The organism is Bartonella sp. AA56HLJMS (assembly GCF_042197145.1).
GTDB lineage: Bacteria > Pseudomonadota > Alphaproteobacteria > Rhizobiales > Rhizobiaceae > Bartonella.
The window spans coordinates 51,982-75,839 of sequence record NZ_JBHIRL010000010.1; the positions used below are offsets into that span (position 1 = coordinate 51,982).

15 protein-coding genes and 1 pseudogene are annotated in these 23,858 nt (G+C 38.8%); 10 read left to right on the top strand and 6 right to left on the bottom strand.

Annotated features, from left to right (window positions below; all coding sequences use genetic code 11):
* The first annotated feature begins 78 nt into the window (after window positions 1-78).
* From ACFINI_RS06475 to ACFINI_RS06515, 9 genes are all read left to right on the top strand, one after another.
* Window positions 79-1,386 carry a BID domain-containing T4SS effector gene (locus ACFINI_RS06475; protein WP_375646918.1) on the top strand — a complete coding sequence of 436 codons (1,308 nt, stop codon included), beginning with the start codon at window positions 79-81 and terminating at the stop codon, window positions 1,384-1,386.
* 342 nt (window positions 1,387-1,728) lie between these two features.
* Window positions 1,729-2,688, top strand: a complete 960-nt coding sequence (locus ACFINI_RS06480; RefSeq protein ID WP_375613577.1) for a BID domain-containing T4SS effector — start codon at window positions 1,729-1,731, stop codon at window positions 2,686-2,688.
* Window positions 2,689-3,041: 353 nt separating this feature from the next.
* Window positions 3,042-4,328 carry a BID domain-containing T4SS effector gene (locus ACFINI_RS06485; protein ID WP_375646922.1) on the top strand — a complete coding sequence of 429 codons (1,287 nt, stop codon included), beginning with the start codon at window positions 3,042-3,044 and terminating at the stop codon, window positions 4,326-4,328.
* Window positions 4,329-4,633: 305 nt separating this feature from the next.
* Window positions 4,634-6,598: a BID domain-containing T4SS effector gene (locus tag ACFINI_RS06490; protein ID WP_375646927.1), complete on the top strand. Its 1,965-nt coding sequence runs from the start codon at window positions 4,634-4,636 to the stop codon at window positions 6,596-6,598.
* A 316-nt stretch (window positions 6,599-6,914) separates the two neighbouring features.
* On the top strand, window positions 6,915-10,160 hold the full coding sequence (locus ACFINI_RS06495) for a BID domain-containing T4SS effector (protein ID WP_375646931.1): 3,246 nt from the start codon (window positions 6,915-6,917) through the stop codon (window positions 10,158-10,160).
* A 789-nt stretch (window positions 10,161-10,949) separates the two neighbouring features.
* Window positions 10,950-12,521 (top strand): murein biosynthesis integral membrane protein MurJ, encoded by a 1,572-nt coding sequence (gene murJ, locus ACFINI_RS06500; RefSeq protein WP_375646934.1) that lies wholly within the window; start codon window positions 10,950-10,952, stop codon window positions 12,519-12,521.
* A 60-nt stretch (window positions 12,522-12,581) separates the two neighbouring features.
* The gene (gene trpS / locus ACFINI_RS06505; RefSeq protein ID WP_375646937.1) at window positions 12,582-13,652 is read left to right on the top strand and encodes a tryptophan--tRNA ligase; all 1,071 of its coding nucleotides are present in this window, start codon (window positions 12,582-12,584) and stop codon (window positions 13,650-13,652) included.
* A gap of 62 nt (window positions 13,653-13,714) precedes the next feature.
* Window positions 13,715-14,206, top strand: coding sequence for a universal stress protein (locus tag ACFINI_RS06510; RefSeq protein ID WP_375612177.1), 492 nt, complete (start codon window positions 13,715-13,717; stop codon window positions 14,204-14,206).
* A gap of 59 nt (window positions 14,207-14,265) precedes the next feature.
* The gene (locus tag ACFINI_RS06515) at window positions 14,266-14,844 is read left to right on the top strand and encodes a NifU family protein (protein WP_375612176.1); all 579 of its coding nucleotides are present in this window, start codon (window positions 14,266-14,268) and stop codon (window positions 14,842-14,844) included.
* A 446-nt stretch (window positions 14,845-15,290) separates the two neighbouring features.
* On the opposite strand, the pseudogene ACFINI_RS06520 reads toward ACFINI_RS06515, so the two are convergent.
* The 3 genes and pseudogenes from ACFINI_RS06520 to ACFINI_RS06530 all read right to left on the bottom strand — a co-directional run.
* Window positions 15,291-15,371: pseudogene (locus ACFINI_RS06520) on the bottom strand (DUF4102 domain-containing protein); the annotation flags it as partial.
* A gap of 876 nt (window positions 15,372-16,247) precedes the next feature.
* Window positions 16,248-16,583, bottom strand: a complete 336-nt coding sequence (locus tag ACFINI_RS06525) for a zinc ribbon domain-containing protein YjdM (protein WP_375632470.1) — start codon at window positions 16,581-16,583, stop codon at window positions 16,248-16,250.
* Window positions 16,584-17,664: 1,081 nt separating this feature from the next.
* Window positions 17,665-19,293, bottom strand: coding sequence for an alpha-D-glucose phosphate-specific phosphoglucomutase (locus ACFINI_RS06530; protein ID WP_375613582.1), 1,629 nt, complete (start codon window positions 19,291-19,293; stop codon window positions 17,665-17,667).
* 217 nt (window positions 19,294-19,510) lie between these two features.
* Here ACFINI_RS06530 and ACFINI_RS06535 point away from each other — a divergent pair, with 217 nt between their 5' ends.
* Window positions 19,511-20,035 carry a peroxiredoxin gene (locus ACFINI_RS06535; RefSeq protein ID WP_375613588.1) on the top strand — a complete coding sequence of 175 codons (525 nt, stop codon included), beginning with the start codon at window positions 19,511-19,513 and terminating at the stop codon, window positions 20,033-20,035.
* Between the two features lie 882 nt (window positions 20,036-20,917).
* On the opposite strand, the gene ACFINI_RS06540 is transcribed toward ACFINI_RS06535, so the two are convergent.
* The 3 genes from ACFINI_RS06540 to ACFINI_RS06550 all read right to left on the bottom strand — a co-directional run bounded on the left by ACFINI_RS06540 (window position 20,918) and on the right by ACFINI_RS06550 (window position 23,824).
* Window positions 20,918-21,451 carry a replication protein gene (locus ACFINI_RS06540; RefSeq protein WP_375613583.1) on the bottom strand — a complete coding sequence of 178 codons (534 nt, stop codon included), beginning with the start codon at window positions 21,449-21,451 and terminating at the stop codon, window positions 20,918-20,920.
* Window positions 21,452-22,039: 588 nt separating this feature from the next.
* Window positions 22,040-23,524, bottom strand: a complete 1,485-nt coding sequence (gene hisS / locus ACFINI_RS06545; protein ID WP_375613584.1) for a histidine--tRNA ligase — start codon at window positions 23,522-23,524, stop codon at window positions 22,040-22,042.
* Window positions 23,525-23,566: 42 nt separating this feature from the next.
* Window positions 23,567-23,824, bottom strand: a complete 258-nt coding sequence (locus ACFINI_RS06550) for a hypothetical protein (protein ID WP_375627885.1) — start codon at window positions 23,822-23,824, stop codon at window positions 23,567-23,569.
* Window positions 23,825-23,858 lie beyond the last annotated feature (34 nt).

Genomic DNA, 23,858 nt, shown 5'->3' on the forward strand with positions numbered 1-23,858 from the left:
CTTCTTTTGTCCTAAAAATATCAAAAAAGTGGGGAATGCGCCAAAGAGGTTTTCTAAAAATATTGAAAGGAAACAGCCATGAAAAAAAGTCACCCAACTCCTTCTACCAATGTAGAGGAACTAAGACGACAATTTGAACAACAAAATCTAGGAGCTTCTAATGTAGGAGACCTCTACGCAAAGGTTAACAAACCACCCAAAGAACAGCGCACCTCACCTCAATATACACTTCAACAACCACCAGAAACGGTCTATGCTCCCAAAAAGCCACTTGACCAACAAAACCTAGGAGCTTCTAATGTAGAAGACTTCTACGCAAAAGTTAATAAGCCACCCAAAGAACAGCGCACCTCACCTCAATATACACTTCAACAACCACCAGAAACGGTTTATGCTCCCAAAAAGCCACTTGACCAACAAAACCTAGGAGCTTCTAATGTAGAATACCTCTACGCAAGGGTTAATAAGCCACCCAAAGAACAGCGCACCTCACCTCAATATACACTTCAACAACCATCAGAAACGGCCTATGCTCCCCAAAAGCCACTAGGAAATCCCTATGACAGACTTGGTGAAAGACCAAGTGATGGGCGACGCACCGACAAACTCGTAAACCCCTATTCAATAACGGATTTGGCAGCACAAAATTGGCAAACACCCTACGACACAGTTGGTGAAGGTGCACAGGGTGGACGACATCCCCAAGAACCAAAACATTTCTATGCAGAGCTTGAAGTTGGTGAAAATGGTAGGCACTCTCCCCAAAGACCACTCGAATCCGTCTATGCAACGGTTGGCATGGGAGCTGAAGGCGGGCAAGAATCTGAACAACTAGAAAATCCCATCTATCAAGGCGTTGGCGGAGGCAGAATCTCCCCTCACAGAACCCCAAAAGATGTGGTTACAACAAAGCTTTTAACAAACGTAGACTTTCAATATGGTGTAAGAGAAACGCAAGAATGGTGCAGAGTTGTTTATGGTAACGAACATGCTTTGAATCAACAACTGGCTAAGATTCTTGACGACCCTCAAAATGCAGAAAAAGTCTTATGGAGCCTTGCAGAAAATCCTGAAAGCGCTGGTAAGCTTGCAGGTCACAAAATACTTGGTGTAAAATCTCTAAGCCGCAGAGAAGCTGAAGATGGTTTTCGTCCTCTTTGCTCAGCTCTTGAGAGACATATACATAATACACAAAAGCTCCATAAACAGTTTACACGGGAGCAGGAAAGAGAAAGAGGTCAAAGACACGAAAGTCCAGAAAGAGACCCAGAACACAGACATCACCACCATCATCATCGTCACGCAAGAGGACAAGAACAAAATAGTCCAGAGCACAGCCCACAACAACAAAGACATGGAGAAAAAGGAATGGCTTTTGCCATGTAAGGGGAGCATAAACATAAAAACAGATAGTTTTTGTTTTTCATGTAATCTTTTTTTCAGTGAGTTTCTTGGTGCAAATCATTTTATCGTGATTGCACCAAGAATTGTTTTAAAATATTACAAAAAATAGTCCTAAAAATGGATTCTGTAATTTATTATAACTTATTGATAATATTTCATAAAAAAACTGTATAAAAGACATAAATGTTCATTACATATCAATATGAATAGCGCAAAATCTTTGGAGGTCATTCGGTTGGATATCTTCCTTATATAAAAGTTATCAAAACTAAAAGTGGGGAATGCACCAAAGAGGTTTTCTAAAAATATTGAAAGGAAACATGTATGAAAAAACATCATCCAAGCCCTTCTGCAAATCCAGAAGCCCTCTATGCAAAAGTTAATAAACCAACCAGAGGAAACCAGCGCGGTCCAACCCCAGAAGAGGAAGTTCTATACGCATCAGTTAGCACCTCTTCCCCTCTTTCAAGAGACAGACATCATGCTCAAAGGAGTGAAGATCCTGAAACCGACTATACAACGGTTGCTTCTCCAAGACATGAAACTGATGTTCTATACGCATCAGTTAGCAGCGTTACCCCTTCTTCAAGAGGTAAACATCAAAGGACAGAAGATCCTGAAACCGACTATACAACGGTTGCTTCTCCAAGACACGAAACTGATGTTCTATACGCATCAGTTAGCAGCGTTACCCCTTCTTCAAGAGGTAAACATCAAAGGACAGAAGATCCTGAAACTGACTATACAACGGTTGCTTCTCCACAACAAAGAGGAAGATCTTCATCTTCCCTCACAACGGAACAAATAAGTGTCATGCTTTTAAAAAATCCACACGTCCAAGCACATGCAGAAGAGATCATGCATTGGGGTAAGATTGTTTATGGCAATGACAAGCTTTTCCAAGAACACTTGCAAGGAATACTTACAGATCCCAGTAAAGGAAAAGAGCTTTCAGATCGACTTGCTGAAAATCCTGAATCTATGCATAAGCTCGCTGGCCATTCCGCACTTGGCATAAAAAGTCAAGCACGCAAAGCAGCTGAAGACGGTTTTAAACCGCTCATTGATGCCATTGATGGTTATACAAAAGCTGTACAAGACGCAACAACAAGACTATCGCAAACCCCTATGGCAGAACAAAGACGTCGTCAAGAAAATTCTCAGCAAGTTGAGAGACACCATCATCATCGTCATCATCACGCAAGAGGACAAGAACAAAATAGTCCAGAGCACAGCCCTCAACGACAAAGACATGGAGAAAAAGGATTTTCTTATGCCATGTAAGGGGCATAAACATAAAAACAGATAGTTTTTGTTTTTCATGTAATCTTTTTTTCAGTGAGTTTCTTGGCGCAAATCGTTTCATCGCGATTGCGCCAAGAATTGTTTTAGAATGTTACAAAAAATAGTCCTAAAAATGGCGCCTGTAATTCACGATAACTATTGATAACTTATTGATAATATTTCACAAAAAAACTGTATAAAAGACACAAATGTCCATTAAGCTGATTGCAAATAGCGCAGATCTTTGGAAGCTCATTCAGCTCGATATTTCTTTTGTCTCAAAGCGATCCAAGCATAAAAGGCAAGAATGCACCAAAGAGGTTTTCTAAAACAATTTTTGAAAGGAAACATGCATGAAAAAAAAACACCCTCATCCTTTTCCATCCTCTTCAATACAAGAACTTATAAAGCTCTATGAACAAGCGGCGGCAGAGGTCTCAGGCGCAGCCCCCCTTCCTAAAGAAACACCTTCAAAAAGCAAAAGACTATCATCCATACCGGAAGAAGATGAGGAAAGACAATCTCTTTTAAGAGAAGAAACTGTACATGCATCAACAAATCGAACAGCTTCGTTAACAAGAGGCAGCTCTACCAAAAGGCAGCAAAAACCTGAAACGACACACTCAACAGTTACTTCACAAGTTACCCAAAGGACAACAAGAGTTCTCTCAGAGGAAGAAATCATTCTATTGCTTCCACACCATTCATTGGTTCGAACCTATCAAGAAGAAATCCAACATTTATCCGCAAGTGCCTATGGTAACCCAAACATTTTGCAAGAAAAAATGCAGGAAATTCAAAGAGATACCGCTGCAGGAGAAGAGCTCTCATGGCGCATGGCAGCCCATCCTGAAAGTATCGCTAAACTTTCCGGTACCAGCATGTTGGGCTTTAAAAATCGAGCACGTAGACAAGCGGAAGAGAGTTATTCCGCTCTCAGTGTCACTGTTGATTGTTATACAGAAGCTGTAAAACAGGCAAGAGAGAGCCTCGTACAATCTCCAGAGCAAGAACTCAAAAACTATGAACGCTTTATGGGGAAGGAAGCCGTCGCTGAACTTCTAAAAAAACCAAATCGTTCCCAAAGGGAAAAAGCAACGCTTTCAGAAGTAGAAATTTCTACCCAAATTCAACAACATTCAAAAGTCAAAAGACACCATGCCCAAATCCAATATTGGTGCGGAGTTGTTTTTGGCAACACAAACATTTTGCAATCACAAACAGACGAGCTTTTCCAAAACCCTGAAACAATAGAAGCACTCGCACAACAACTTGCCGGAAATCCTCAATCTTTTCACAAATACACTGGTCGTAACTTTTGTGGCTTTAAAAATAAAGCACGCAGACATGCTGAAGCGGGTCTTTCTCACCTCATTGACGCCGCTGACAATTATGCAACAGCTGTAGCACAAGTAAGAGAGAGCCTTTCAAAAACTCAGCAGGCAAAACAAGAACACAATGAAGCATCTTCTGACAGAGCGCAAAATTTGCATCAACAACAAAGCGTCTTACAGACTGCTCAACGCCCTGAGCCTTCAATAGTAACGCATGAAGGAGCAACAATCTCTACTCAACAAAGAGAAACAGATATTCGTCCTCGCAAAACTGCCGCCCCAAAAGCGATGGCTTTTGCCAGCTAAACAGACATAAGTTTTCACGTTGAATCTAACGTCTTGGCGCAACACAGGAAAGAGGTGTTTGCGCCAAGAAAGAGAGAAAAATTGAAACAAAATTTATTTTTCCGTCCCTTAACCCAAACACTGGAGAAAACAATCTTTAGAGAATGATTATGATCTGAACCATAAGAGTCAAATCGTGCGAGACCATTCAGTCTCATATCCTCTCTCATAAAAGCAAATGAAAAAGCATAAAACAGAATAAAAACCAACGTACATTTTTAAATAGTATTTAAAAACAATATTGGAAGAGTTTGAAAGGAACATGCATGAAAAAAAGAAATCCCTCCCCTTTTATCACCGAAATGATGGAAAAATTTCAACAACCGGCTGAACAATCCCCCACCAGAACCCCTCCTTCCCAAGTTTCTCAAAGTTTGCCAAAACCAACTGTACAAAAACGCCCAGAAAATTTATCACACCACCCAAAAGTTGCTCCACCACCACCCCCTCGTATGAAAAGCCCAATGCAAACCAGCACAATGCCTCCTAACGCCAAAAACCAAGAGACGCCTCCCCCACAAAAAAAAGCAGCTCCACCAAAACCTCCGCGCGTAAAAGAGAGACAACAACATAAACAAACAGTTCAAGAGTCCCCCTCCCTACAGACAAAAGTGGCTCCACCCCCTCCTCCACGCATGAGAGAAAAAACACAAGCCGACGCAAAAATCCAAAAGTATGAAACCCAAGAAAGCCCCTCCACGCGCATAAAAATGGCCCCACAAAGACCACCGCGTGCAAAAGATAGAGAACAAAACAAACCAACTGCTCAAGAATCCCCTTCTCTACAGACAAAAGTGGCTCCGCCCCTTCCCCCACGCATGAGAGAAAGAGCACAAATCGGCACAAAAATCACCAGCTCACAAATCCAAGAACATTCCTCTCCGCACACAAAAGCAGCTCCACAAAGACCTCCACGCGCAAAAGATAAGCAACAAAACAAAACAACAGCTCAAGAGGGAGAACATCTCTATGCAACGCCTGCTCCGCAAACACCCCCACGCATGAGAGACAGAGTGCAAAACGGCACAAAAATTCAAAATCCTGAAACACACGAACCAAGTGTTAGACCCAAAACATCATCACATATGAAAGTCAGGCAGCAAAGCAGTTCATCATCACAAGACAGTGGAACATATGCCGTCCCGCCTTCAAGAAAATCGCACCGTATGGAAAACAGAAAACAAAGCGATACTGTCGTCCAAAAGCCTGCCTCTCCACACACAGCAATTGAACAACCAAAACCGTCTCACGAACAAAAACCATCTATTAATACAATGGAAAGAGAGCTATTGCTCGTAGCATATCAAGAAGAGATACGATTTTTGTGCAAAAAGGTTTATGGCAACCGACTTATTTTAGAAGAAAAAATTGCAGAAATTAAAGAAAACCCTGATATGGGAGAACAACTCTTATGGGATGTTACAGAACAGCCTAAGTCTATTTCTAAGCTTGCTGGTAGAAAAGTTCTTGGCATAAAAAATCATGCGCGCAAACAAGCTGAAGAAGCCCTTCCCACCCTATGTGCTGCCATTAACGGTTATGTGTATACTTCAAAATATACAAAAAGTGAAAATATTTTACAAGGTTCTCACACGGAACAACAACATCAGCGACAAGCACAAGAGGAAGAGCTAACAAATCAACATTTACAAAATCCGCTCAATTCAGAAAAGAAAATAAAGCCTCTCTCAAATGAGGAAATTGCCCGCAGAGTTCAAAAAGATCCATCGGTTCAATATGGTCAAAGAGAGATCCAATATTGGTGCCAAATTGTTTATAAGGATCCATTTATTTTGCAATATAGACTAGAAGATATGCACAAAATTCCAGAGATGGGAGAAGAGCTTGTATTTCAAATTGAAAAGGATTCTACATCTTTTGCTCCACTTGCTGGTAGAAAAAACCTTGGCGTAAAAAACGGAGCACGCAAAGCTGCTGAAGAAAATCTTCCTACCCTTTGTACCGCCATTAAGGATTATGCTGATACGATAAAACAGTTAAGAGAAACCATTGTGCAAAACCATCAGGAAGAACAACAAAAACGTCATCAACCACTTACCGATCTCGATAAAAAATTACAAAAGCAGCAAAGCTTATCGCAGCCCCCGAAGCTGCCTGAACGCTCAACAGCAAAGCGGCATCAAGAAGTTGCAGCAACTTCTAGACAAGAAGACCAGCCGCATGTTCGACCGCGCAGAGCCGAAACATCAAAAGCAATGGCTTTGTCGTGATAAATCTCCTAATTGTTGGCTTTTTATCCAAAACTTTGGTGCAATTATCTTGCCAAGATTGCACCAAAGACGGTGTATGAAATACAGAAATTTTTGAATAAGACACCCCATTATTTTACAGAATTCATTGATAAAATTTCACGATAATACTTCAAAATTATAAACTTTAACTTTGTTCCATGCGAATAAGATCAATTTTTTCAATCATTCAAATAGGCATTCTTCTTTGAAGAAAACGCTATGAAAATAATATAAGGCAAAAAATGTAAACAAAGAAGATTTCAAAAATAATGTTACCATTTGAAAGGAAATATGCATGAAAGAAAACACAGAACATTGTGCCTCCTCTACACAGGAAGAATTGCAAGAACAACACTCTGTAATTAATGCAGCCATTTCAAAGCAAATCAATGAAGAAGCGCAAAATTTTTTCTACCCCAATAGCAAAGTGCTTAAAAATAAATACCGCATCAAAGATAAAGAAATATTAAAAGAATGCTGTTCTAATGATGTAAAAAAAGAAATGATAAAACTGCACCAAGAACCTCTACCAGAGCAGTTTAATGCCTCTTATCTAAAATATCTTCATCAACGCCTCTTTTCCCATGCATTTGAATGGGCCGGACAAACACGCGAAAAGCCTTTTACATTTGAAGATGGCACTGTTGCTTCTATGCCCATTTTGAAAAGAAAAGAATTTACAAAAACTTTTGCGATTGGCAGAAAAATACAGGAGGGACTAGAAAAGTTAGATAAAACGCTTGCTGAAAAGAATAATTTACAAGGCTTAACGCGCGAAGAATTCGTTGAACAAGCAGCTAGTATAATGATAGATTTGCACCACTTGCATCCTTTCAGAGAGGGCAATAGGCGCACAAAGAGACTGTTTGTTGAAAAACTCTCTCAAGCAGCAGGACATGAGCTAGACTTTTCTCTTGTGAGCAAAAAACGTAAAGACTTTGTCCGCGCCGCTGCCATGGAACATGGCAACCCAGAGCCTATGAAGCATCTGCTTGAAGATATCTCAAATCCAGAAAAATTGCTCCTCTTACGAGAATTCACCAACTCTATGAGAGAGCTTGGATTGGATGAAAAAAATTATCATCTCGCTGTCGTTGCAAAAGAAGGAGAAACCTATCATGGTACCTATAGAGGCAGTGGACCCAATGGCTTCATGCTTGATGCCAACGGGATTTTCATCTTGGGAAATAAAAAAGATCTCACCCCAGAGCAAATACAGACATTAAAAATCGGTGATGCCCTCTCCTTTACAGCACAAAAAGTTCAAAACCCAGAAAAAACCCAGCAAAAAACATTGCTTCCAGAAGAAAAAGAAGAAAAAAGAGCCACTCTTAAAAACGATGAAATAACTGAAAAGAGCAAAGACAACGCATCCATTCAAACAAAGAAAAAAGAACAAGCCCATTTTTCACCGTGTATTGCCCCTCATGCTTTACATGACAGCGTTGAAGTTATGCCCCAAAGTTTGCAAGAACAAGAAAAAGAACAAATGGCACAACCAATTGCTCAATCGGCTTCCGCTATGAGGCAAATGCAAAAAGATTTTCAAAAAAACATTTTACAGAGCAGTAATACAGCGACAAATAATCCAATATCTGTCAAAATGACAAAGGAAACACGCTCTGATCATCAAGAAAGAACAAAACAGCCCCCAAAAAAAGCAATGGCATACTGGGATACTGGTACAAGAAAAACGGACACCGTCCCTCTCACCTTACAGGAGAAATTATCATCACCGCCTGAAACCGAAGAAAATAAGACAATACATCGTAATTTCTTTTATCCCAATAGTATCACCTTAAAGAATAAATATGGAATAAAAGACTATGGAAAATTAAAAGTGCAATGTGCCCATGATACAACAAAAGCAATCATTCATCTGCGCCAAGAAGCGCCACCACAAAAACTAACCTCCACATATCTCCAATATATTCATCACACCCTATTTAAAAATACTTTTGAATGGGCCGGACAAACACGCGAAAAACCATTTACATTTGAAGATGGTACCGTTGCTTATATGCCAATGATGAAAAAAGCTGGTATTTCTTTTGCCTCAGCAAAACAGATACAGGAGGGTCTAGACAATTTAGATAAAACACTTGCTGAAACGAATAGTTTAAAAGGCTTAACCCGCGAAACATTTATTGAACATGTCACTGAAATGTTGATACAACTCAACTATACGCATCCTTTCAGAGAAGGTAATGGACGCACACAACGAATGTTTTTTGAAAAACTTGGGCAAGTTGCTGGCCACACACTCGACTTTTCTCTTGTAACAGAAAAACGCATGAATCTTGCCAGCATTGCATCGCTAAAACATAAAGATAAAGAAGAAATGAAACATCTGCTTGAGGATATCTCAAATCCAGAAAAAATACTTATTTTAAAAGAATTCATGGACAGTATGAAACATATCGGGCTTGAGAGTATTCATCATCATCTTATTATAACAGCAAAAGAAGGTCATACCTATAAAGGCTTTTACAGAGGCAGTGGACCCAATGGCTTTATGCTTGATGCTAACGGAACTTTCATCTTGGGAAATAAAAAAGATCTCACCCCAGAGCAAATACAGACATTAAAAATCGGTGACGCCCTCTCCTTTACAGCACCAAAAATTCAAAACCAGCAAGAAGTGCTTATCCCCGCACAAACAATAGCCCCCCTTACCAACAATGAAATTGCCACAAGGATAAAAAACAACGTTTCCATTCAAGCAAGAAGAAAAGAAATAGAAACTTTGTGCCAAATCATTTATGGCAATCGTCATATTTTGCGGGAAAGAATTGAGATGATCCATGAAAATCATACTGAAGGAGAACAACTCACCTATCAAATTACCACCTCTCCCCAATCGATTTCTAAGCTTTCTGGTAGCAATGTATTTGGCATAAAAAACAACGCGCGCGCCCATGCTGAAGAAAATATTTTGCCCCTCTGTAGAGCCATTGATCGTTATATCAATATTTCTAAACAAACAGAAAGAGACATTCTCCATACCCATCATGTAAAACAAAGGCGGTGTGAACAGTCGGTAGAAATGCCTAAGGCTTGGATGAAAAATCTCCTTTCCTTGTCAAAAGCACAACAGCAAGAAATGTTATCAAACTCTCCTGAATTAAGGGGGGAGATAAGGACTTATATCAAAAAAATCAATGAGCGCTTATCTTCAAACGAGCATGAAGTTATAAAAGAAAATAATCCTGAAAGACTTGCGAAGAGTCTTGGCACATCAACCATTAAAGCAAAAGAGATTATGGAAATAATCAAGCAGATAAAAGAGATAGAACCGCATATACAACCCATGTATTTTTATAACCATAAATTCGATGAGCGCTTCGCACCAAACCAGTATCAATCTATCCAGCATCAATCTATAAAGAAAAACAATGAAAAAAAATGTTCCAACACCCTTGATAAAGAAGCAATTAAAGTGCAAAAAATGACAGAAAACGTCAATCAGAGTCCCAAAAGACAAGAAAATATTCAACCTCACAAAACGGCGCACGCAAAAGCAATGACAATGAATGTCTAAAAGGTTCATAAACTTTAACTTTTTCTCCCCCTCTGGTAAAAATGATAGCCTTTATCCCCTTGCCTTCATCGGCAAATCAATTGCACCTCAACGAGAATGGAAACCATGAGAGAGTAATTTTATCTTATTTCCTCAGATTTTATCCTCATCAACTGTGAAAAGAAACCTGAACAGCAAAAATGCTGTTGAAAGATCATATCTTCCTATCCTCTTGTTTATGTAATCTCTAAAACGGGAGGGCAGACAAATTTTGGGAGAACATAAAGCCGTAAAAGTGAAAAGTAATCACCAGTTTTACCATCACCTTTTAGCTTAGCCTTACGACTTTTTAAAACATCTAAAGCGCTGTTTTTTTTAAATAATGAATAAATAATGGAAATTACGTATTGCTCCACGCTTTTATTTTATTTGCATTCTTTTAATAGGGTCACACCCCTCACATAAAACAGAACGGCATTGGGTTGCACTATTCACGACATCACACCATAAAGAGAAATTATCATTATATATCCCTACATATCCCTTCAAATTGTTATGATATCACTCCCATATTTCAGTTTGAAAAAGAAATTTTAATTATTTTATGGCAACAATAAAAATTTTAATGCAACAGTAAACAAGGAGCATAAAAAAAGTCTTCAAGCACCATTGTTGACAGAAAGATAAACACCGTCGTAAAACGCTTTCAAAAAGTATCCTTGATTAGGATAGAGATCAGATTTTTACGATTTAAAACGCTTTATTTCTCCTGTCATCGCTTCTCTTTTACAACAAAGTTGATATATCTTTATGACATTGATTAAAAAAATTGCAACAGTTGCTTCCGGAACCCTCATGAGCCGTATTTTTGGCTTCGTACGCGAAATGTTGATGGCCGCAGCCCTAGGGACTGGTCCTGTTTCTGATGCGTTTAATGCTGCTTTCCGTTTTCCCAACACATTCCGCCGTTTTTTTGCTGAAGGTGCCTTTAATGCTGCTTTCATTCCTCTTTTTGCCAAAAAAATCACTGAAGATGGTCACGAAACGGCATGCAAGTTTGCAGAAGAGGTGTTTGGCGTTCTCTTTTCACTGCTCTTACTGTTAACGATTGCGATGGAACTCAGTATGCCTTTTTTGGTACGAACCATTATTGCTCCAGGTTTTACCGAAGATGCAACAAAGCTTAACGCCACAATTCATTTTACGGCGATCATGTTTCCCTATTTAACCTGCATGTCGCTTGCTGCCATGATGGGGGGCATGCTTAATGCGCTGCGACGCTATTTTATTGCCGCCATTGCCCCACTCTTTTTAAACATTATTCTGATTGGTGTGCTTGCCTATGCTTGGATCTATAAACTTGACGCTTGGCATATCGGTTTAAATCTCTCTTGGGGTGTATTGGCAGCAGGTCTTATTCAACTCACCTTAATTGCCCTTGCTTTGCGTCAAAGTGGCATGAAAATTTCCTTCCGCCAGCCCCATTTAAGTCCTAATGTTCGTAAGCTATTAACTTTAGCATTCCCCGCAGCCATCACGGGTGGCATCACGCAAATTAATTTGCTCATTAATACCAATATTGCTTCTAGTCAATCGGGTGCTGTCTCTTCTTTGATGTACGCTGATCGCCTTTACCAATTGCCTTTAGGCGTAATCGCCATAGCCGTTGCAACCGTTCTTTTACCAGAATTAACACGCGCTTTGCGAAGTAAAAAGCATGAAGAAACCCACCATTTACAAAACCGCTCTATTGAATTAACGCTATTTTTAACACTTCCAGCATCCATCGCTTTTTTGCTGCTCTCCACTCCCATAGTCAGTTTGCTCTTTGAGCGAGGACAATTTACCAGTCAATCAACACACCATGTTGCACAATTACTAGAGCTTTATGGACTAGGACTTCCAGCTTTTGTTCTTATTAAGGTCTTTATTCCTAATTTTTTTGCCCATGAAGATACCAAAACACCGATGATTTTTACAGGTATTTGCGTTTTTATCAATATCGGTCTCGCCTTAACATTATTTCCTATTCTATCTGCACGAGGCATTGTTATTGCTGAAATTACCTCTGGATGGGTCAACACACTGTTGCTTTGGGGTGTCCTTATCAAACGTGGTTATTGGAAATACGACTTCCAACTGATAAAGCGAACATTATGTCTCATGATGGCAACTCTTTTGAGTGCACTAGCCCTCTATTACGGATTGAATATGCTTGGTTTTTTGTCTTTTCCTTTATCCTCACAAGCATCCTTTTTCTTGCGCGCGATCACCTTAGCAGGGATTATGCTCAGCATATTCTTGATCTATTTTAGTGCCTATTTTTTATTCAACACCCGTTCCTTTTTTCACACGCTTAAAAATTTGAAAAAACGCTCATAATATCTATACTTTGTCAAAAACAATAAAATGAATAACCTTAATTGAAGAAAGAGCACTCCTATGGATACCTTCACACCACTTGTCTTTTCCGGCGTACAACCGAGTGGTCACTTACATCTTGGCAATTATCTTGGAGCCATTCAGCATTGGGTTGAACTACAAAACTCTCATCACTGTCTCTATTGTGTTGTGGATATGCATGCGCTCACCGTCAACCCAGATCCCCTTACTTTACGCGAATCCACCAGAACAGTGACAGCAGCCTTTTTAGCCGCCGGTATTGATCCTCAAAAACATATTATTTTTAATCAATCACGTGTTTTTCAACATGCTGAACTCGCCTGGATTTTAAATTGTGTTGCCCGCATTGGCTGGCTTCAACGCATGACACAATTTAAAGATAAAGCGGGAAAAGATCGTGAAAAAGCATCCCTCGGGCTTTTTGCCTATCCCACTTTGATGGCTGCTGATATTTTAGTCTATCGTGCAACGCATGTTCCAGTGGGTGAAGATCAAAAACAGCATGTTGAACTCACACGCGATATTGCACAAAAATTTAACAACGACTATGCACAGCGTATTGCCGAATTAAATTTTGGCGGCTCTATGCAACCGGATGAAGAAAAAAGACAAGGCTTTTTTCCTCTTCCAGAAGCACTGATTGGAACAACAGCCACACGCGTTATGTCTTTGCGCGATGGGACGAAAAAAATGTCAAAATCAGATCCTTCAGATTTTTCACGCATTAATTTGACCGATGACGCTGGTCTTATCGCAAAAAAAATACGCAAAGCCAAAACGGATTCGGCTCCACTTCCCGATACCCTTGCCGCTTTAAAAGAACGACCAGAAGTAGATAACCTGCTTGGTATTTATGCCGCCTTTGCCAAAGTTAGCAAAGAAAAGATTCTTTTAGAATTTTCTGGTCAACAATTTTCGCATTTTAAAACAGCTCTAGCCGACCTTGTTGTCCATAAGCTTGCCCCTATAACAGAAGAATTACGTCGCCTTCATCAAGAAAGCGGTTATATCGACTCTGTTTTGCATGATGGCGCTAAACGTGCTAGTATGCTCGCAGAAGAAAATATGAAAAAAATTCGTGAAATTATTGGATTTTTGCAAGATACATAAAAATAATAAAACTAAAAACTGTAGAGAGCAAAAAAATCGTTTGTACAAAATAGAGAAAGTGCATGATTTCCAAACCCCAAAATCCGAAAAAAGAACCAAAGAAAAAAAACTTAGTTATTATCGATGAAACACCAGAGTGTCGGCGTGCCGTTGCGTTTGCCGCACAGCATGCCCAAAATACCAGTAGAACATTGGTATTACTTTGTGTCGTTGATAGTGTAGAATTTCAACATTTTCTGGGTGTAAACAACGTTATGCGTACAGAATCAAAGCAAAGTGCTCATAAAATATTAGGAGACATTGCCAGTGAAGTCCGCACCACCCATGCGCTTGAAACAGAAATAGTAGTGCGTGAAGGAAAAAAAATTGATGAGATTTCTAAACTGATCGACGAAGATAAAAGGATTGCACTGATTGTTTTAGCAGCCAGTGGACATACAGAAGGACCAGGACCCCTTGTTCAATTAATCGGGAATAAAGGAACAGCTTTTTCAATCCCTGTCATTGTTATTCCTAGCAATCTTGCCGATGAAGATATTAGATCTATTGCCTAAAAAATATAATATTCTACAATGTAAGATCTTCCCAAGCCTTCATTATAAAAGGAGAATCTATGTTTATTCAAACTGAAACCACCCCAAACCCTGCAACACTTAAATTCCTGCCAGGACGCGTGGTTCTTTCTGAGGGCGTATTAGAATTTCGTGACCGTGAAGAAGCAGCTAAAAACTCACCTTTAGCGGCTAAACTGTTTAATATTCCCAATATCAATGGTGTCTTTTTAGGTTATGATTTTATCACCGTAAGCAAAAAAGAAGGGGAATGGCAACATCTTAAGCCCGTCATTTTAGGCACAATTATGGAACATTTTCTATCCAATGAGCCAGTGATCACCACCAACGCTACAACACAAGCACAAACCCATGCCCTTAACGAAGAATTTTATGACGAAAAAGATGCTGATATTGTCTTAACCATTAAAGAGCTCCTTGAAACACGTATCCGCCCCGCAGTTGCCAACGATGGTGGAGACATTACTTTTCGCGGATTTGAAAATGGTATTGTTTATCTCAATATGCGCGGCTCCTGCGCTGGATGTCCCTCTTCAACAGCAACACTCAAACATGGTATTGAAAATCTTTTACGTCATTTTATCCCTGAAGTTTTAGGCGTTGAAGCCATGCCACAATAAATATTGACCTCAATAGGTAAAATAACCACACCGATTGCCCCTCTCCAACAGCGCTCAAACATGGAGTGCAAAAATCTTACGTCATTTTATTCCTGAAATTTTCGAAGTAAGCCATGCAGTCATAAAAATAGAGTACTGTTAAAAAAATCTGTCCAATAATGATACCTTCACTCACCTTTCACCTCCACATATGCCTTAAAAAGATTTCAAAGCCCCCTTTAAGAAGCATAAGTTATTTCAACAAACCAATCGTACACAGAAGTACAATGCATGGGTGTGCACTTTAAATTTATTTTGTTTTATAATCTTGTCATGCAATTTTAACGAGGAAAACACGACCTCGTTAAAAAAAGAAAACCCAAAAAAGAAAACATTGTAAGATAGAGTGCTCATTTGCTCTATCTTTCTCAGTGCTTCCAACGACAAATCACGCAAAATACTTCTTGTAGCAAGCCGGCACCATCATCATATCTGCCAGCCCCTAATGATGCGACAGCTCTTTCATTAAGACGATTCATAAGAGTCATTTTTTATCCTTTCTTTCCTCATTTTTACCCACACGCCAGCCCCGCGTGTGGTGTGCAAGCAAGTGATTTTAATTGATTCAACATGGAACAGATTTGAAATGAGAGAATCCCACGTTATTCGGGGTTCTAATTCAATATGAATAACGCTAATTTATTATTATAAATCAATATGTTGTTTCAGCCACTCGACAAAGATCACATTTTGCAACTTGCAATGAGAATTCTGACATTCTTCTTATTTCAATTATGTTTTTATTGCATCAATCAAAATCGTCCGCTTACACAGCACAAACTGGATAATAACAAAAACTATTTTTAATAGCTCTTATGTACACTTTTATAAGAGACTGTTGCAGTACTAAGAGCTGGAAAATGCATGGCAATAAGACCTTATCAAGATCATAGCGTCCTTTTTCCATTCTTAAAATCAAGAATTTCCTCTATCATTTTCAATCTCATTTCCATAAATATGACGCAAAAGGTGTAACTACCCATAAAAAATAAATACATTGAAGCCAGATCTATTATGGTTGTTTGAGAAATTATCTGATAAAAAAATGAGAATATTTTTTCAATTCAGCAGAAATAAGTTTGTCTACTTTACGGCGTTGTTTTTCTCATAAAGCGCACACTTTTATTGTTGCTTATGAGTCAACATCCAGTCCCCTCATAACCGCATATTAAAAGAAAAGAAAGAGTCGCTATTTCTCTGCGATACATGGCTTTGCAATAAAGGAAAACATATTGCTCCTATCTGATTGGTGTAATCTATGAAACAAGAAAAGAAGCCCATTGGAGAAAAATATGCCCAATTAGAGAAGAATGTAAAAATAGAAAACCAACGAAATGCAAAAACAATTGCAAGAAGATAAATGCCTAAACTTTTTTCACAAACTCCGACTTTAAACTCATCTGACCGATCCCAGGAATTTTGCAATCGATATCATGATCCCCATCCACCAAGCGAATATTCTTTACCTTCGTCCCCCCTTTTAAAACAGATGAAGCGCCTTTTACTTTCAGATCTTTTATCACCATAACGGTATCTCCGTTTGTTAAAATCTGACCATTGGCATCATAAACAGTATTGGCAAGAACCGTATCATCGTTTTTTTGTGGCCATTCATGTGCGCATTCAGGACACACAAAATTTTCACCATCTTCATAAGTATAAAGACAATCACAACGAGGACATTTGGGATATTGGGTCATAAATTCCCCTTTTAAAAGAAAAATCATTCATTATGACTGGTCATAAAGCAAGAAGTGCTTATTGTCCATTATTTTAGAAAAATGTTTCCCTTTGTTTCAATCCTCATCTGCCAACTGTATTCATGAATGCTATCATCACATACTATACACAAGTTTATAAAAATGATTGATCATTATACAACTCAAATAAGCCCCCCGCATATCATAAAATTTACTCACTGCATTCTCTCTAATAAATTAATCAAAATCATTTTCTTATACATCACCAATGCAATTAACGAATGGATAACAAAACAATTAGAAAAGGAACATCTCTGAATAAAACGTTCTCAGAGAGCTAAAAACTATTTCAGCATTGAGAAACAAGAAAATGATGTCCCCAACTTAACCTTTTATTTAAGTAAAGATAACAGTCATAATGTTAGAGAACAGACTGATTTATGATCATAGTTAATGGTTTTGTATATTGAATGAAAGCCGATAAATAAGCTGAGATTCTCTCAACCCCTTTTACATTGAAACAACCAAAGCCTTTTGTTTGCATGTTACAAGTAGGAAAATCCGTGTAAAACGATTATCCAAAATACTAAATACTCTCAAATATAAGAGCCAACATTGAAAGCGGGCAAAGTGAATAATGGTGCCGTCTTACTCTCTCATAAGCGTAAAAATGGTGCTGCTCAATGGATGGATGGCCGGTTATCCCTTTCAAAGCAACACGCATAAGATGCGTTTTTAGTGTCTTGAGAGAGAAGATTCTTTAAAACAAACATATGAAATGTGCAACAATGATCGTATTTTGTTTTGTATGAGAAACATTCCCCTATTAAACAAAAATTGCTATCAAGCCATTGAGCAAACCCATTGGACATAAATGATCCGATTATGCTCGATTATAATTTACTACAGCATTTAGTTTTAAGAATCCGGCAGTTTGAGGAATCCGATTGATATGTAAGGGAGGAAAAAACAAAGAGAGCTTGAAAATGGAAGATCTCCCTTATGCACATAAAATCACACCCCTAAAATCACATCCATGTGATCAATCATCATACCTTTACAAAAAAACATTCCAATGATCTTAGGTGATAATATCAGGACGATCTCGCCCCAATGCTTGTTGTATGTTTAACAGTTTTAGTGCTACCTGTTGCAAAGGTTGGAGAACTTCTTGCGGATTAAAATTGTGTTTGCGCGGATCACTTTCATACTGTTCAAAATAAAGTCGTAAAGTAGCACCTAGCGTCCCTGTTCCCGACAAACGAACCACCAACCTTGCTCCATTCTCGAAAAAAATACGTATACCTTGCCGCGTGCTAACGCTCTGATCAACGGGATCATGATATGTAAAATCATCTGCTTTTTTGACGAAAAATCCAGAAATTTCAGTTCCTGCATGTGGTAAGTGCGCACGCAAATGCTCTAGTAATGCCAAAGCTTTATCGGCTTCGACTTCTTCATAATCATGCCGTAACGTGTAAAAACGCCCATAGGTGGACCAATGCTGTTGAACAATCTGTGCGACAGTTTTTTCTGTTACCGCTACAAGATTTAACCAAAATAGGACAGCCCATAAACCATCTTTTTCGCGGATGTGATGAGAGCCCGTTCCAAAGCTTTCTTCACCACAAAAGGTTACTTTTCCCGCATCCAAAAGGGTTCCAAAAAACTTCCATCCCGTTGGCGTTTCAAAAAAATTTAATCCGTGTTTTTCCGCAACTAGATCAGCAGCACGCCCCGTCGGCATAGAGCGCGCTATCCCCACAACACCTTTTCGATATCCTTTAATAAGGTGTGCATGTTCAGCCATAATAGCCAAAGAATCCGAAGGCGAGACAAATTGTTGACGACCAATAATGAGGTTACGGTCTCCATCACCATCAGAGGCGGCGCCAAGATCTGGTCCTTGCTCTGACATCAATAAATCATAAAGATCCTTAGCATAAACCAAATTGGGATCTGGATGACCGCCTCCAAAATCTGGCAAAGGAATACCATTAACCACCGTCCCTTCAGAAAATCCTAAGCATTTTTCAAAAATTTCATGGGCATAAGGCCCTGTTACCGCATGCATGGCATCAAACCGTAAAGTAAGACCTCGAGCAACAGCCTTGGCAATACAGTCAAAATCAAAAAGCTCCTGCATCAAAGCAACATAATCAGCGACAGGATCAATAATATCAATCCGCATGGCTCCCATAAAGATCGTACCTTGCCTATCTAAATCAATATCTGGTGCTTCAAGAATTTTATAAAAAGAAAGACGTTGCGATGTTGCAAAAATAGCATCACATAAAGAATTAGGAGCGGGTCCCCCATTGGAAATATTATATTTAATACCACAATCTCCTTCTGGACCACCAGGATTATGGCTTGCAGAAAGAATAAGTCCACCATGGGCATGAGTTTTACGAATAAGATGCGAAACAGCAGGTGTAGAAAGAATACCGCCCCTTCCCATTTTAACACAAGAGACACCATGCGCCGCTGCCATCTTCAACACAATCTGAAGGATAGTACGATTAAAAGTGCGCCCATCCCCCCCCAGAATCAACATTTTTCCTTCAAGAGGTCCAATATTATCAAAAAGAGATTGTATAAAGTTTTCTACATAATGGGGTTGTTGAAAAACAGACACTTTTTTGCGCAAACCAGACGTTCCCGGTTTTTGCCCCTCAAAAGCCGTGGTTAAAACTGTCTTTATGGTCATATCAATACCTTTATATTCTTTCCTATAATTTTAAGGTGAAGAGTATCCAAAGTCGACCATTAATTCTACTTGACGGAAGTGTGAAATATTTGCACACTCGTTAGAAGTAAGAGTTTTTAAAGAAGCCCTTTTATTTAAAACGCTTTTTACCATATGTTTTTAAATACAAAGGCTGTTTTAAAACAAAATTTTCGTAAAAGAATACAGGAGCATCATGATGATGAAAAAAACAGTTCCCAATGTAACATTCCACACACGCGTACGCGATGAATCAGTGGCTGGAGACAATCCTTATCGGTGGCAAGAAGTTAACAGCGATGCTTACTTTAAAGGAAAGCGTGTTATTCTTTTTTCTCTTCCTGGAGCTTTTACCCCTACTTGCTCAACCTTTCAGCTGCCTGATTTTGAAAAGCTCTATGATGAATTTAAACAAGCGGGTATTGATGAAATTTATTGCCTTTCCGTCAATGATGCTTTTGTCATGAATGCTTGGGGAAAAGCACAAAATATCAAAAACGTGAAGTTAATTCCCGATGGCTCTGGTGAATTCACACGCAAAATGGGTATGCTGGTTGCAAAAGACAATGTTGGTTTTGGCATGCGATCATGGCGCTATGCAGCTGTTATTAACGATGGTGTGGTTGAACAATGGTTCGAAGAAGCAGGTTTTTCAGATAATTGTGCAACAGATCCTTATGAAGTTTCTTCACCACAACATGTTTTAAAAGCCTTGAAAAGCTAATTCCCCCAATCGTCTATTTAAACAAAATTTTACGACACAAATTTTCTGAGGAGGAAGATTTGTGTCGTTGACTTTTTACAACATCTATTCGTGAAAACAGACACGATAAGTTGATTGTACGCCTTCTGTGAGAAAAGATTACAGCAATAATTTTTTCAATAAATATTTTATGTTTTAACTGCTTTGAAAAAGTTTGAAAAATTGCTGATGAAAAATCTGGACCCGTTGTGGGGCTAAAAAATCAAAGAGTTAAAAGCTGTTGCACGCTATCAAAAAATGGGGATGCAATTGCCAAATGCGCAAATTCATGCAAAACTCTCTCAGAAACATCAAGGACTAACGTATTGATGAAATATGCAAGATCAATGCTAAATTTCTCATACTGAGAAAAACTTTGTATTAAACAATACTTTGATTTATAAAGATAATTTATAATTTTGCATATTGAATGAGAGGAGCCGAATATCATAAGATTGTTTTATTTTATCCCTTCTTATATTGAATCCCTTAAAACTATTTTCTTGCTCATTAGCAAGTGGGATTGGCATATGAATAAACGATTAAAAAGAGTAAAAATACCTCTCGTAAACGCGCCAAAATACAAGAGCTATGAACATCATTACTGCAAAGTTCACAAAAGTACCAAGAAAGAAAATACAGATCAAACATTTGTTTGAAGAGGTGCACAGTTCAAATTAACTTATGTCTCATAAAAAGAAGAAAATATGGCATAAAAACCGCTCTGCATAAAGAACCATTCATGGAGAATATTAAATCAAAACAGATCCCGCAAACATTCCAATTCACATACCATAAACAGACTCATTGCTGTTCTCATAGCCATTTATTCTAAGCCTTTATTTTTCTCTAAGAGAAAAACGATTAAAGGAGTTGTTTATTCGGGTATTCTACCGTAAAGTGTGCTTCTATCTCTTCCTCTTCATCGAACTCAAAATCTTCATCACATTCAGGAAGACCAAAAATATCTGGATTGATGAAATAACAATCTTTTTTTGTCCCCTTCGCTACAATTTTATTCTTTTCTAATTCTTTGATACCTTCTTTAAAACTTTCAAAATTAAGATATTCTGGTTCTTGAATTGAAAGATCGCAAGTCAAAAATTCTTCAAGAATATCATGATCCAATGTTATCTGATCAAACCATAAATCCACATCATCCCCCTCATCTAACATTTTCCCTACCTGCCACAACATCACAAAAAATGCTTTCATACCACTAAATGATAACCCAAAAATCATACGCCGACACGACGAGGCGCCTGAAAAGGTAATTTGCGGAAGATCTTCAAATCCGAAATTTGAAGGAGGAAGTTTAAATGATTTTCCAATATTCTCAGGTCTTTCAAGAATAAAGGGATTTCGTTCATAGAGCAGAGTAAAATCATATTGGACCATTTTCATTTCTCCGTTAAAGAATTGACTTTATGAAAAATGCATATTATCAGTAAGTTACCATTATGGCAGCTTACAATTCATCCAAACATGCTCCTGTAAAAAATTGTTCGATTTAAGTCATTCCATTGTTTTTTGAAGCTTAAAAAGTCTTTTAGGATAAAACGCTCTAGTTCTCCCTCCTTTTGCAATAAGGCTAGATTTTGTAATGTCCAAGAAGAGAACATCAAAGGATTTGATACTCATAGATGAGAATTCAAAGATGAAGCCAATATGAACTTGTCAATATTTTTATAAACTTTTGGGAAAGCGTTGCGTGAAACCTTTTAATTTTCTCAGAGTTTTTGTTCGTTACAATTTTTTTGCTCATTTTAACGCATTATCATCGCATCCTCAGAAGGGCACGTTTTATAGCAAATAGTGCTTATTTATCTCTTAAAAATCTCTCTTTTATGCCGCACGCACTTCAAAACCCCGCTTTTGAACGCGTGCACCAACACGTATAAACGAGCAAAGCACAAATTTTAAAAATTGAATTTCAAATTTCCAAAATATTTCGAACAATCACTTCGATAAAGACTTTTACCATTATCATTTTTGGGCGGCTAAAATATCCTGTACTGTTTTGACCAATTGATCTTCATCAACCGTCACTTGTGCTGGTCGACTTTCACGCCATGTTTGATTATCCTTAATTTCATGAGACAAACGCGCCCCTTCAATCAAATCTTTAATCTGTATTTTTCCGCTCTCACGTTCTTGTGAGCCTTGGATAACCACACAAGGCGCTTGGCGTCGATCTGCATATTTCATCTGCGCTTTTATCCCCGATGCCCCCAAATAGAGCTCAGCACGAATTCCCGCACCACGCAACTGCATCACCATTTTTTGATAACCAGCAACCGCCTCTGGCTCTTTATCCATCATCAGCACCACAACCGGCCCTGTTGTCTCCTTCATAGGCAACTTTTCAAGATTTTGCAAAGCAGCGATCAAGCGTGAGACCCCGATTGAAAAACCTGTTGCCGGAATATTTTCACCACGAAAACGTGCCACCAATCCATCATAGCGCCCACCACCACCAACGGAGCCAAAAACAACTTTCTGCCCATCATCATTGAAAACATCAAACAGCAACGTAGCCTCAAAAACAGGACCTGTATAATAATCCAGTCCACGCACCACCGATGGATCAATCTTGATACGATTCTGAAAGCCATTTGCGGCAAAAATTGCTTGCATTTCCTCAAGCTCACGAATTCCCTCACGCCCTTGAACATGATCACCAACCACTTCTTTAAGAGCCTCAAGCGTTTCTTCTGCTGTTTCAGCTCCAGCAGCAGTTAAGGTAAGAATACACTCAATCTCTTTATCCTTAAGCTCCGCCCCTTTTGTAAAGTCACCACTTTCATCCAAACGCCCTTTTCCCAAAAGCAGACACACCCCTTCAGAACCAAATTTATCCAGTTTATCAATTGCTCTTAAGACAGTTAAGCGCTTTTCAACCTGCTCATTTCCCCCCAAACCAATTTTCTCTAAAACGCAATCGAGAATTTTTCTGTTGTTCAGACGAATGGCATATTCATGATGCTGAAACCCTAATTTTTCCAAACTATCAGCTGCCATCATACAAATTTCGGCATCAGCTGCTACCGTTGGTGTTCCAACAATATCCGCATCAAACTGCATAAATTGCCGAAACCGCCCTGGACCTGGTTTTTCATTGCGAAAAACAAAGCCAAGACGATAACTGCGATAAGGCTTTGGCAAAATTTCAAAATTCTCGGCAAAATAACGAGCAAGAGGCGCGGTAAGATCATAGCGCAAAGACATCCATTGCTCATCATCATCTTGTAGCGAAAAAACGCCCGCATTTGGACGATCTGAATCCGGTAAAAACTTACCCAGCACATCTGTATATTCAAAAATTGGAGTTTCCAGTGCTTCAAAACCGTAAAGTTCATAAACTTCACGAATTTGCGCAATCATTGTTTCAGTTGCATACAACTGTGCACTTGTACGATCAACAAACCCACGGGGTAAACGGGCTTTGGTTTTTTCTTGTTTTGATAACATATTTTTCTCTAACAACAATATATATTCACCGATAACGTGTGTCTATCTTATAGAAACAAACGCTGCAATAACTTTATCAACTGAAAACTGGTAACAATATGCATAAGCTTTTGCTTTTAAAAGATGCAAACCTTTACCCTTAAGGCAATCTACTGAAAATATTTGTACTTTCAATAGGAACATAGCCTCCCGCTCAACATGAAATGCCCGCTTAACATTCAATGAAAAGACATCTGTGCTTGTTGAAAGAAACCTCAAAGCGACAGTTGATTCTTGATAAATCGGAAGCATCCCCCTCAAAACCCCTCCCTTTCAGAATTCTTCAGATTTATTA